This window comes from Deferribacter abyssi, from assembly GCF_049472655.1.
GTDB lineage: Bacteria > Chrysiogenota > Deferribacteres > Deferribacterales > Deferribacteraceae > Deferribacter > Deferribacter abyssi.
On record NZ_JAQNCS010000010.1, the window covers coordinates 53,811 to 66,594 of the forward strand.

The window sequence follows — 12,784 nt, forward strand, 5'->3', positions numbered from 1 at the left end:
GGAAGATGAAAAATAATATAAGTAAGATAAAAAAGGAGTTTGGAGAAGTAATATTAGATGTAATAGTAGAGTTGGGAAGAGAAAAAATTACAATTCAAGAAATGCTGGCTTGGCATAGTGGTTCAATTGTAAAGTTAAATAAAACTTCAGGAGAAGCAGTAGATATACTAGTGGCTAATCGACCAATAGCCAAAGGTGAGGTTATGGTGATTGATGAAAAATTTGCTGTAAGAATTTCAGATATTTATACATTAGAAAACATTATAGACAAGAAAAGAGATGGACTTTATGATTAAAAAAATCATTTTAGTTTTATTTTTTTTTCTGGTAACTTTTAGTGTTTGGTGTTTTGATTATGATGTAAAAGAAAATTATATGCTGATAGATATTAAATTTAAAAATACTCCTAAGCTTATTGATAAAAAAATAAATAGAAACACGTTTTTTTATTTAATTAGTGGTGTAAAAGGTGAGCAGTTTAAACGGGAGTTTTTAGGTTTACCAGTATCATATGTAAAAGGATACTATGATACAAGCGGAAAGTATTATATAGAGATAAGTTATATAAAGAAAGTTGTGGAGCCATCTTATAGCATTAAAGGTAATAAAATGGAGATAAAAATTCCATTTAAAGATGGTGGCAGTGCTGAAAATAAAACTAATTCAATGAGTCCATATATTCGTATAATTGTGGGACTTATTATTGTCTTAATAATGATTGTTTTATCTTTTATAATGTTAAAATTTTTGTATAGAAAAAAACTGCATCAGGTTGTTCCTGGTGTTGGACGTGTTTTGGGTAAAATGGATTTGATGCCTGGTATTTCACTATTATTTGTGGAATTGGGTTCAATACTTTATATTTTGGCTTATACTAATGCTTCAGTTACGATTATTGATAAACTCACAGATGAAGAGGAAATTAGTAAGATAAAAAAAGGGTTTTCCAAATATCATGATTTTTCAAGTTATTTGCGTTTTTTTGGTAAAAGAGTCACAAAAGAAGATATGGAAATTACTAAAACAATTGTAAGGGAGAAGGTTGAATCGTTAAGAAAAAAATAATTCTGCATATATGCTTATTAATTATTTTTTCATCTGTTTACGTTTGTGCTGCAGATAATATCCCTTTACCTACATTCCGTTTTGGTGTAGAGACTGCTAAGAATCCAAACGATGTAGCTGTTACTTTACAAATTATTTTTTTATTAACTATTCTTACTTTAGCTCCGGCAATATTACTAATGGTCACATCTTTTACAAGGATAATTATTGTATTTTCTTTTTTAAGAAGTGCGTTGGGAACACAGCAATCTCCACCAAATCAGGTTTTAATAGGTCTTGCACTATTTCTTACTTTTTTCATTATGTCTCCAGTTTTTAGTGAAATGAATAAAAAAGCTTTGCAACCATATTTAAGTGGGAAACTAACTTTTACTCAGGCTCTTGTTGAGGCAAAAAAACCGTTGAGGGAATTTTTATTAAAAAATACTCGGAAAAAAGAATTGCTTACATTTATTGAGATAGCAAAAATAAAAAGGCCCAAGACTCCAGATGATATTCCAGATACTGTGATTATTCCAGCATTTATTACAAGTGAACTACAAACGGCTTTTGAAATAGGTTTTTTACTGTTTTTACCATTTTTAGTTATTGATTTTGTAGTAGCAAGTGTTTTATTGTCAATGGGTATGATGATGCTTCCTCCTGTTATGATATCGTTACCTTTCAAGATTTTGTTATTTGTATTAGTTGATGGATGGGGACTAATAGTTGGTTCATTAGTAAGAAGTTTTTATTAGTAGTATAAAATATAAGGTTGAAAATGACTGTAGACTTTGTTATTGAAATAACCACAAAGACATTGGAGCTAACGTTGATGATTGCAGCACCCATGCTAATTTTTGGATTGGTTGTTGGTTTGATAATAAGTATATTTCAGGCTGTAACACAAATACAAGAGATGACATTAACATTCATCCCTAAGATCCTAGCTGTTGTTGTTGCTCTGATAATTTTTTTCCCATGGATAATTGATAAGTTGATTAGTTTTACTGTCAGTATTATAAACAATATTCCAATTTATATAGGGAAATTCTAGGAGTTGTTATGGAAGAATTTAAATATAAAGTGTTAGTTGTGGATGATGAAGATTATGTAAGAGATAGTTTAGATATTATTTTATCCACAGAAGGATATCAAGTTGTAGGTGTTAGTAGTGGATTTGAAGCATTGGAATTGTTGAAGAAAAATTATTTTGATTTTGTCATTACCGATATTAAGATGCCAGAAATGGATGGAATTACTCTTCTTCGAAAAATTAGAAAAGGGTATCCAGATTTACCAGTGATTGTTATGACTGGATTTCCTAGCATTGATAGTGCAATAGAATGTTTGAAAGAAGGTGCTTTTGATTATGTTACAAAACCGTTTAAAGTGGAAGATTTGATAAATAAACTTCAAAAAGCTGATGAAAATAGAAAGTTGAAGAAAGAAGTGGTAGAACTCAAACAATTATTAAAGATATATGATGCGGGTTTATTTTTCAATAAAACACTAGATCATGAAGAGATTTTAAATGGAATGGAGAGAATGCTTTTTTCTGATTCACTAATTAGTGGTTGTTTTTTCCATATATTTACAAAAGCATTTAAAAAATCGTATAATCTTAGTGAAGATATAAAACATTATCTTGAAAATAGGTTTAGTTTTAAGAATGTTGCAAAACTTTTTTATGGGAAAAATATAATAAATGAGTCTGTGAAAATAAATGGTAAGGATGTAAATTTTCTTGTTGTTCCAATGTATTTTGAAAAATTTATTTGGGGGGTTTTTGTACTTGTAAATATTGGTTCAAAGGTATTTGACGTAATACATGAAAGGATATATTCGATTTTTGTAAATCAATTTTCAATCGCATTGAGGAATTCTTACGCTTATGAAGAATTAGCAAAAGGTTATTTTGAAACTATTAATTCGTTGGCTGTGGCTGTTGATGCAAAGGATCATTATACGAGAGGGCATTCTGAGAATGTGAAAAATTATTCTTTAATGATAGTGGAAGAGTTTGGTTTTTCTGATAATTTTAAAGAGGTCATGACTTATGCAGGATTGTTACACGATATCGGTAAAATAGGGGTTCCGACTCATGTTATTACAAAACCAGACAGATTGACTGATGAAGAGTTTGAAGAAATGAAAAAACATCCAATTTATGGCAAGGAAATCCTTGATCCAATTGAGTTTTTAGGAGATGTGCCTGATTATATTTTATATCATCATGAAAAGCTAGATGGTAGCGGTTACCCTTTTGGATTAACAGCAAATGAAATACCTCTTGGAGCAAAGATTTTACAGGTAGCAGATTCATTTGATGCTATGACGACAGATAGAAGTTATAGAAAAAGGAGATCATTAACATGGGCTATGGAAGAGTTGGATAGATGTAGTGGGACTCAGTTTGATAGTGAGATTGTAAAAGTTTTTAAGTCGGCTATGAAAAAAAGGGGATTTAGATGGTAGATGTGTTGAGCCATGACTTAATAGAGCTAGGAAATGAAGCGAATAGGATAAAAGAAGAAAAGTGGGGTAAAAAAGTTTTTTTTATTAAAAATATACATTTAAACTATACAAATATTTGTCTGAATAAATGTAAATTTTGTGCATTTGCAAAAGATGAGGGGGATGAGGGAAGTTATTCTATGAGTTTAGATCAAATTATAAAATATATTGGTGACAAAGGAGATGATGCAAGGGAAATTCATATAGTTGGAGGATTACATCCCCACCACTCTTTTGAATATTATTTGGATATGCTTAAAGCAATTAAAGAACATTATCCTGAAAAAACGGTTAAAGCTTTTAGTGCAGTTGAAATTGATTATTTTAGTAAAATAAGTGAGTTGCCAGTAAGCAAAGTTTTAGCAATGCTTAAAAAGGCTGGTCTTGATATGATGCCAGGTGGAGGGGCAGAAATTTTTTCTAGTTCTGTTAGAAAACAGATTTGTCCAGAAAAAATTTCTGGAGAGAAATGGTTAGAGATTATGGAAATAGCTCATAAAGAAGGAATTAAAAGTAATGCTACGATGCTATATGGGCATCTGGAAAGTGTGGATGACATATTAGAACACTTAGAGAAATTAAGAACTTTGCAGGAAAAAACAGGAGGATTTGTAGCTTTTATACCGCTAAGTTTTCATCCAGAAAATACTTTTTTGAGTTCCATGAAACCATCCACTGGTGTAGAGGATTTAAGAATTATATCTTTATCAAGAATTGTTTTAGATAATATCCCACATATAAAAGCTTATTGGGTGATGCTAGGTGAAAAGACTGCACAAGTAGCATTGAAATTTGGAGCAGATGATCTTGATGGGACAATTGTGAAGGAAAACATTACACACTCTGCAGGTGCTAGAAGTAAGGAAGGGTTAACATTAGACGAATTAGTGTATTTAATAAAATCGGCAAATTTAATTCCTGTGGAAAGAGATTCTTTTTACAATGAAATCAGAAGTTATTAAAGAAGTTGTTTTTGTTAATCCATCTCCAAATATGATTAAATTATCTAGAATTATTAAGAGAATGGGGTATAAAGTTATTTTTGCATCTACCGATTTGTATTTTCCTTGTTTTTTTGATTCTGCTTATTTATTAAATAATAAAATAACTAAGTTTAGTTTATTATCAAACGGTAATTCAGATAAAAATGAAATTTACTATTTGTTTAAAAAAAGTCTATATAATAGATTAAAATTTTTTAGATTTAAAAAGAAATTTGGTTTTGATACTCTTACATTGTTAGAAAAAATAAAGTCTTTCAAAGAATCTCAACCTGTAGAAAAGTCAAAGACACAGAAATTTTCTGATATTCTGAATAATGGGAAGAATATCAAAGTGATATTTTCTTATCTTCCTAAACAGGAAATGTTAAGATTAGGTTTTAATGGGAATAATTATAGTATTTATAAAATAGAAGGAGAGTGGGAATTCATAAGTAACTTTCAAGAGTCTACTTTGTATATTTTGAAAGAAAATGAAATTGAAATTTTTAGATACGAAAACTATATTATTGTTAGGTCAAAAAATGCTAATTTAGAACAGAGTAAAATTTATAAATATCTAGATAAATATAATCTTGAATTTAGAAAAATTGGACAGATCATAGAAAATGGGAATCCTTGGGTTGAGAACAAAAAATTAGATGGGAAGCATTTTTTTTATATTAACGATTATAGCATCTTTAATTTTTCTATAAATATTTGGGACGACTGGTATGAAAAATTAGCGAGGTTTATATGTACAGAAAAGCAGCGGTAAAAGGGTATTTTTATCCTGAAAACTCTAATGAACTGATAAGTTTTTTTGAAAATCATACTTATGGTGGTGAAAAAATAGATGGGGTTATGGCTTTGGTTCCACATGCTGGCTATATTTATTCAGGAGCTATTGCTGTTAAAACTATTTCTAGATTAAACATAAAAGATAAGATATTATTATTAGGTCCAAACCATACTGGATTTGGAGAAAAAATTGCTCTTTATCCAGAAGGAGCGTGGGAGACACCGTTTGGTGATGTGGATGTTTGTAGCACTTTAAATAATAAACTATTGAATATTTCATATATTAGTGAGGATATAATAGCTCACGTTAGAGAGCATTCTTTAGAAGTAGTATTACCTATATTAAAGTATTTTAAAAAGAATTTCAGCTTTTCTGCAATAACTATGATGCCTATGCGGTATGAGGAATGTATAAGTTTAGCTCGAGAAATTTATGAGAATATTAAAGATGAAGATGTTCTGATTATAGTGAGTTCTGATTTTAACCATTATGAAAATGCTGAGGTTACAGAGAAAAAAGATATGTTGGCAATTCAACAGATTTTGAATTTAAATAGTAAGAAATTGTACGATACTGTTTTTGATAATAGTATAAGTATGTGTGGTATCTATCCTTTAATTGTGGGAATGGAGATTGCAAAGTTATTTAAAGCTGATAATGCATTACTTGTGGAGCATACCCATAGTGGGGTGATAAATAATGAGTTTTCTCAGGTGGTGGGATACGCAGGTATAATAATTTATTAAGGGGGAATAAATGAAGAAAATAAGAAAAGCAATATTACCTGTTGCAGGGTTTGGGACAAGGATGTTACCAGCTTCTAAAGCTATACCTAAAGAAATGATTACTCTTGTTGATAAGCCACTTATCCAGTATGCAGTGGAGGAGGCTGTTAATTCTGGTATTGAAACTATAATATTTGTTACATCAAGGCATAAGAAGTCTATTGAGGATCATTTTGATAGATTTGTTGATCTTGAACAAGCTTTGAATAGGACTGGAAAAGAGGAAGAGCTGAACAAGATTATGTACCTTGCTAATTGCTGTGAGTTTATTTCTGTAAGACAAAAGGAACAGAATGGGCTGGGGGATGCAGTTTACTGTGCTAAAAGTATTGTGGGGGATGAACCTTTTGCAGTAATTTTACCAGATGACGTAATTTTAAGTAAAGAACCAGTGATTGGTCAGCTTGTTGAGCAATATAATGAAGTTGGAGGGAGTGTAATAGCTTTACAGGAAGTTGCGTATGAAAATACGTCAAAATACGGCATTGTATCTATTGAAGAAGAAGTAAAAGATAGGCTCTATAAGCTTAATGATATGATTGAGAAACCTGAAAAAAATCCTCCTTCAAACTTTGCAATTATTGGTAGATATATTTTAACGACCTCAGTAATGGAAAATATTGGGAACATTGAATGTGGGGCATTAGGTGAAATACAGTTAACGGATGCCATAAGGGCAGAAGCTACAAAAGGTTTTGTTTATGGTTATAAGTTTAAAGGTGAAAGATTTGACTGTGGTAATGTAAGGGGTTATATAGAAGCAACACTTAATTTTGCATTAGAAAGAGATGATTTGAGAGATTATGTGGTAGAGCTAATAAAAAATAAGTTCATATGAGGAAATTTAAATGAGCAATGATCCTTTGACAAGGTTTAAATTAATTCATGGTTTTTTAAGTAGAGAACTAAATGACATGTTTGAGTTGTTAGATAGGGTTTTAAGTAAAAAGTCTTTATTTGAAAGTAACTACCCTCTCATGGATGTTTTTGTTTATGATGATGCAATTAGAGTTTTGGTGGATTTGCCTGGTGTTAGACTTGAGGATTTTAAGGTATATTTATATGAAAATAATCTGATTTTAGAGGGGTATAAATCAGATATCAAACATGACAATAAAAAAGTAACATATTTTCGTATGGAGAGGGATTTTTTCCCTTTTAGACGAGCGATATCTTTACCTGAAGATATTGATAAAGATAATGTTAAGGCAGCATTAAAAGATGGTGTTTTAGAAATTATTATTAATAGATTGAAGAGGGAGGAATAATGGAAAACTTAGAACATGAAATAAATATTCCGGAAGAGTTACCTTTATTACCTTTGAGGGATATCGTTATATTTCCTTATATGGTTTTACCTCTCTTTGTTGGTAGAGAATCAAGTATTGCAGCCATAGATGATGCTTTAAATAAAGATAGATTGATATTTTTAGCAGCTCAAAAAGAAGCAATGGTTGAATCTCCAAAAGAGGATGACATCTACAAAGTAGGCTGTGTTGCAATGATTTTAAGAATGTTAAAGCTACCTGATGGCAGAGTTAAAATTCTCGTTCAAGGGTTAAAAAGAGGGAAAATAGAAGAGTATATTGCAAAGGAGCCTTATTTTAAGGTTAAAGTTAAGCCCATAAGTGAGATTGAAGTAGAAAAAGATTTGAATGTAGAAGCATTGACTAGGTATGTGAAAGAACAAATTGGGAGAGCTGTTAATCTTGGTAAACCAATGCTTCCGGATTTACTTGCTATTATTGATAGTATAGATGATCCAGGAAAGCTTGCTGATGTAATTGTAGCTAATATTGGTTTGAAAATAAAAGAAGCTCAAGAAGTTTTAGAAATACAAAATCCAGTAGAACGTTTGAAAAAAGTTTCCGATTTCTTAAATAGAGAGATTGCAATATTAGAGGTTCAACAAAAAATTCTAAATGAAGCAAAAGGAGAAATTGATAAGAGCCAACGTGAATATTTCTTAAAAGAACAGCTAAAAGCTATCAGGAAAGAACTTGGTGAAGAAGATGATTTTCAAAAAGAAATAGAAGAGTTTAAAAAGGGTATCAAAAAAGCTAGGATGCCTAAAAAGGTTAGAGAAGAGGCTGAAAAACAACTTGATAGATTGTCAAAAATGCATCCCGATTCTGCTGAAGCAACTGTTGTAAGAACTTATCTAGAGTGGCTTGTGGAATTACCTTGGAGCAAAAGTAGTAAAGATAAGTTGGATTTAAAACATGCAAAACAAATACTTGATGAGGATCATTATGGATTAAAGGAAGTAAAAGAGAGAATTTTGGAATTTTTAGCTGTTCGAAAACTCAATCCTAACATGAAAAGCCCTATACTTTGTTTTGTAGGACCTCCGGGTGTAGGTAAGACTTCATTAGGCAAATCTATTGCAAGAGCAATGGGTAGGAAGTTTTATAGAATCTCTCTTGGAGGAATGAGAGATGAGGCCGAGATAAGGGGGCATAGGAGGACCTATATTGGGGCGATGCCAGGTAAAATTATTCAAGGTATAAAGAATTGTGGTACGAATAATCCCGTTTTTATGCTTGATGAAATAGATAAAATAGGAATGGATTTTAGAGGAGATCCTTCTTCTGCATTACTTGAGGTTTTGGATCCTGAACAAAATTACGCTTTTGTGGATCACTATATTGGTGTGCCATTTGATCTATCAAAAGTACTATTTATAACAACTGCTAATTATTTGGATCCTATTCCACCAGCGTTAAAAGACAGAATGGAAATAATATATTTGCATGGTTATACAGAAGAAGAGAAAATAAAAATTGCTAAAAAATATTTAATCCCACGTCAAGTTGTTGAGAATGGATTAAAACCAGAACAGATTAAGTTTACGAGGGTAGCTGTAGATAAAATAATTTCTGGATATACAAGAGAATCTGGCCTAAGAAATCTTGAAAGATTGATAGGAAAGGTTTGTAGGAAAGCTGCAAAACAGTATGCTGAGGGGAAAAAAGAAAAATTTCTAATTACAGAAACAGTTTTACAAAAATATCTCGGACCAGTCAGGTATTTATCTGAAGATGAGTTGAAAGAAAATGAAATCGGTATAGTAACAGGGCTTGCCTGGACTCCATTTGGTGGAGAAATACTGTTTGTTGAATGTACAAAGTATAAAGGTAAAGGCAACCTTATTCTTACAGGACAGTTGGGCGATGTTATGAAAGAATCTGCAAGAGCAGCTTTGACCTACGTTAGGTCTATTGCTTCAATACATGGAATAGATGAAGCAATATTTGATCAATATGATATACATATTCATGTACCTGCTGGTGCAATACCAAAAGATGGTCCTTCTGCTGGTATAACAATGGCTACGGCTATTTACTCTGTGTTTAAAGAAGTAAAGGCTAAAAAAGATGTTGCGTTAACAGGTGAAATTACTATTACTGGTAAAGTGTTACCTATAGGTGGGTTAAAGGAAAAGCTTTTGGCGGCAAAAAGACATAATATTAAAACAGTAATATTACCTAAAAAAAATGAAAAAGATTTGGTGGAGTTGCCTAAAGATATAAGAAAATCTTTAAAAATGGTATTTGTGGAAAAGTTTGATGATGTTTTAAAAGTTGCAGTTGAAGAATGATATTATAAATGATTTTTTAAGAGGGAAATATTAGATTTCGTGATAAAATTAAGAGGCTGTTAGAAATAGATAGATCAGCTAATGTAGTTGCGTTATCTGCCGCTATTGGTACATTTATAGGGTTTTCCCCTTATTTTGGATTTCATACTGTCATGGGCATAGCTGTTTCTTATATTTTTAATTTACCTATCTATCCTGTTATTTTAGGTGCTTATATTACTAACCCGATCACTGTTTTGTTTATTTATGCTTTTTGTTATAAAGTAGGATTAATTTTAACCGATATAAAGGTTAATATATCAATAGATTGGAAGCATTTGACTTTTCAGGATATGTTTAATAATGTAAAAGAAGTTTTTATACCTTTTTTTGTAGGAACTCATGTTGTAGGAATAATTGCAGCTTTTATTGTATATATAATTATTTTCTATATAGTGAAAAAATATAAAAATAGATGATAAAATGGCTAAAATTATATCTGTAGCTAGTGGAAAAGGTGGCGTTGGCAAAAGTTTTTTTTCTGCAAATCTTGCTGTTTCCTTAAAAGAAAAAGGGAAAAAGGTTTTGTTGGTTGATGGAGATTTGGGAGGTGCTAATCTTCACAATTTTGTTGGTTTAAAAACTACAGGGGTAGGAATTTATAACTTTTTAAAAGAAAAATATAGCTTGGAAGATATAATTATAGATTCTCCTGCTGGAGTAAAGTTTATTGGAGGCGCCAGCGATATACTTGGTATGGCACATATATCAAATTATGAAAAACTAAAAATTATTAATCAATTGAAGAGGACGAACTTTGATTATGTTATATTGGACTTGGGAGCTGGTACAAGCTATAATATGTTGGATTTTTTTAATTATTCAGAGAAGAAAGTTGTTATTATGAACAGTGAACCAACATCTATTGAGAATTCTTATGGTTTCATAAAAATCGCTTTATATCGTTTGATTGAAAGAAGCTTGAAAGGTAATCCTTTGCTAGAAAAAGTATTAAAACGATTAAGAAGTAGAAGTATGAATTACAAGAAAATTACTGATATAATTGACGATCTAAAAGTTTATGATTCTAAATCAATTCCTAGTGTTATGAATATAATAAATAGTTATAAAGTAGGACTGATTTTAAATATGCTAAAATTTAAGAAGGAATTAAATGTTTTTTATGGTTTTGAGAATGTGGCTAATAAATATCTTGGGATTAAAGTTGAAAAGCTTGGATTTATACCATATGATATAAGTATACCAGAAAGTTTAAAAAGGTTAGAATGTTATTATAATAGCACAGATGAAAAATTTATAAATGAGTGTATTGATGATATTGCAAATAATATTTTGAAAAAATTGTGAGGTGTAAAATGTGTCCTGAACAGGTAAGTCAAAATGAATTTGAAGATATTATAAAAGAAGAGGATATTATACAGCTTGTTGGTTTTAAGCTTGGTGATGAGGAGTATGCTATAGATATATTAAAAGTTCAAGAGATAATAAGAATGGTTGAGATTACATCTGTACCAAGGGTGGATCATTTTGTTCTTGGAGTGATGAACTTAAGGGGAAAGGTGATTCCTGTTGTGGATTTAAGACTTAGGTTTAATCTTGAGAAAAGTGATTTTGATAAGAATACGAGGATTATTGTAGTAACGTTTGAAAAAGAAAGTATTGGGTTTGTTGTAGATGAAGTTACTGAAGTTATGAGGATTACGAAAAGTATTGTGGAACCTACTCCACCTTTAGTAGGGTCTGTTGGACAAGAATATATTCTAGGTATTTGTAAGTATAATGAGCGACTGATAATATTACTTGATATTGATAGAGTTATTTTTGGAGAAGGGAAATATGACGATAGTGATTTAAAGAAAAGGTTTTTAGCTAAGTCTGATACTATAGATTCTTCTCAGTTAATTGAATCGGATAGGGAAGTTGATGAGGATGTTATAAATACTAATAAGGTAGATATGAACGTAGAAGAGGTGATTGAACAACAGGAGAAAGAAACAGAATTATATCATATGAGTGAAAATATGGCTGGTATGGATATGGGTTCAGATAAGTCAGAAGCGGAAGTTACATCTCAGCAGACAAAAGATCTTGATGATATAGATGTTTTGATTGCACAGGAGTTAGCTAAGCGCGAGAAGGAAACTGAAGAGCTGATTAAAAAGAGAAAAACAAGATTACCTGATGCTCAAGAGGTTCTAGAGGATGCTTTAAAACAAAGTGAAGAAGTGTTGGGTAATGAAGAAGAACATATCTCTCAAGATGACCTTGATGCATTGATTGCGAAAGAATTAGCCAAAAGAGAAAAAGAAACAGAAGAGTTAATAAAAAGAAGAAAAGAAAAAAAAAAATTAAATGATGAAGATGATAGTAAAAATTATGTTGCTATTGAGTCTAATGATTATGTAGAGAAGAAATCAGTTTCTGTAAATTCAGATCCAATAGTAATTGAAAGAGATTCTTTAGAAGAGCTAAAAACTATAGCTGAGAAAATCATTAATGGTGAGACTGCAGAACTTGATATAGATATAAAAGGTGAAATAGGCGAGTTGTTAAAATTACTTGTGGAAACTAAGAGAAGGTTGGATGTAGTAGAACCTACAGTAGATGATTCGTTTAAAAAGATACCCTCTGTCAAAGATTCTCTTGGTGATGTAACCGAAAGGGCTGAAAATGCTGCATTTGATCTGATGAACAATGTTGAGAAAATGCTATCGGTTTACAAATCTATAGAGGATGACTTAAATGATTTGGAGAAGAATATTTATAGTGCTGATAAGAATTCCGCACTTTCCCAAATTGAAATTATTGAAAAAAGATTATCTGAGCTTGATAACATGGGATTTGAAATGTTAAATTCTCTTGAGTTTCAGGATATTACAGAACAGAAAATAAGAAAGGTTATAAATTATACTGAAGAAATCGGTGCTAAGTTTGGTGCTATTCTAGGATATATGAAAGTAAAACAGATGCAAGGTGAACAGTTTAATGTGAGTCAGGAAGAGGTAGATAAATTGTTAAGTGATTTTGGGTTGAATTAGCAGTTTTTTTTAGCTAT

Annotated in this window: 14 protein-coding genes; all 14 read left to right on the forward strand. The window is 30.9% G+C overall.

The features are described 5' to 3' along the window. Positions 1 to 5: 5 nt before the first annotated feature. Genes OWK30_RS07150 through OWK30_RS07215 form a run of 14 tightly spaced genes read left to right on the forward strand, consistent with a single transcriptional unit; the run spans position 6 to position 12,767 of the window. Positions 6 to 296 (forward strand): FliM/FliN family flagellar motor switch protein, encoded by a 291-nt coding sequence (locus tag OWK30_RS07150; protein ID WP_423325002.1) that lies wholly within the window; start codon positions 6 to 8, stop codon positions 294 to 296. Then, positions 289 to 1,065: a hypothetical protein gene (locus OWK30_RS07155; RefSeq protein ID WP_423325004.1), complete on the forward strand. Its 777-nt coding sequence runs from the start codon at positions 289 to 291 to the stop codon at positions 1,063 to 1,065. The genes OWK30_RS07150 and OWK30_RS07155 overlap by 8 nt, the downstream gene beginning before the upstream one ends. Positions 1,066 to 1,067: 2 nt before the next feature. Further along, positions 1,068 to 1,802 carry a flagellar type III secretion system pore protein FliP gene (fliP, locus tag OWK30_RS07160; protein ID WP_423325089.1) on the forward strand — a complete coding sequence of 245 codons (735 nt, stop codon included), beginning with the start codon at positions 1,068 to 1,070 and terminating at the stop codon, positions 1,800 to 1,802. 23 nt (positions 1,803 to 1,825) lie between these two features. Then, entirely contained in the window at positions 1,826 to 2,101 is a 276-nt protein-coding gene (gene fliQ / locus OWK30_RS07165) for a flagellar biosynthesis protein FliQ (RefSeq protein ID WP_423325006.1), read from the forward strand. Positions 2,102 to 2,109: 8 nt separating this feature from the next. Beyond that, positions 2,110 to 3,522: an HD domain-containing phosphohydrolase gene (locus OWK30_RS07170; RefSeq protein WP_423325008.1), complete on the forward strand. Its 1,413-nt coding sequence runs from the start codon at positions 2,110 to 2,112 to the stop codon at positions 3,520 to 3,522. After that, positions 3,516 to 4,523 carry an aminofutalosine synthase MqnE gene (mqnE, locus tag OWK30_RS07175; protein ID WP_423325009.1) on the forward strand — a complete coding sequence of 336 codons (1,008 nt, stop codon included), beginning with the start codon at positions 3,516 to 3,518 and terminating at the stop codon, positions 4,521 to 4,523. The genes OWK30_RS07170 and mqnE overlap by 7 nt, the downstream gene beginning before the upstream one ends. Then, positions 4,504 to 5,319 (forward strand): hypothetical protein, encoded by an 816-nt coding sequence (locus tag OWK30_RS07180; protein ID WP_423325011.1) that lies wholly within the window; start codon positions 4,504 to 4,506, stop codon positions 5,317 to 5,319. Before mqnE ends, OWK30_RS07180 begins: the two co-directional genes overlap by 20 nt. Continuing rightward, positions 5,298 to 6,089, forward strand: a complete 792-nt coding sequence (gene amrB, locus OWK30_RS07185) for an AmmeMemoRadiSam system protein B (protein ID WP_423325013.1) — start codon at positions 5,298 to 5,300, stop codon at positions 6,087 to 6,089. Before OWK30_RS07180 ends, amrB begins: the two co-directional genes overlap by 22 nt. Positions 6,090 to 6,099: 10 nt before the next feature. Beyond that, on the forward strand, positions 6,100 to 6,966 hold the full coding sequence (gene galU, locus OWK30_RS07190) for a UTP--glucose-1-phosphate uridylyltransferase GalU (protein WP_423325015.1): 867 nt from the start codon (positions 6,100 to 6,102) through the stop codon (positions 6,964 to 6,966). 10 nt (positions 6,967 to 6,976) lie between these two features. Beyond that, positions 6,977 to 7,396, forward strand: a complete 420-nt coding sequence (locus tag OWK30_RS07195) for an Hsp20/alpha crystallin family protein (RefSeq protein WP_423325017.1) — start codon at positions 6,977 to 6,979, stop codon at positions 7,394 to 7,396. Then, a complete protein-coding gene (gene lon, locus OWK30_RS07200; RefSeq protein ID WP_423325019.1) occupies positions 7,396 to 9,729 on the forward strand; it encodes an endopeptidase La in 2,334 nt (777 codons plus the stop codon). Before OWK30_RS07195 ends, lon begins: the two co-directional genes overlap by 1 nt. 47 nt (positions 9,730 to 9,776) lie before the next feature. Beyond that, a complete protein-coding gene (locus tag OWK30_RS07205) occupies positions 9,777 to 10,187 on the forward strand; it encodes a DUF2062 domain-containing protein (protein WP_423325091.1) in 411 nt (136 codons plus the stop codon). Positions 10,188 to 10,191: 4 nt separating this feature from the next. Then, entirely contained in the window at positions 10,192 to 11,076 is an 885-nt protein-coding gene (locus OWK30_RS07210; RefSeq protein WP_423325021.1) for a P-loop NTPase, read from the forward strand. 8 nt (positions 11,077 to 11,084) lie between these two features. Further along, positions 11,085 to 12,767, forward strand: a complete 1,683-nt coding sequence (locus OWK30_RS07215; RefSeq protein ID WP_423325023.1) for a chemotaxis protein CheW — start codon at positions 11,085 to 11,087, stop codon at positions 12,765 to 12,767. The last annotated feature ends 17 nt before the right edge of the window (positions 12,768 to 12,784 follow it).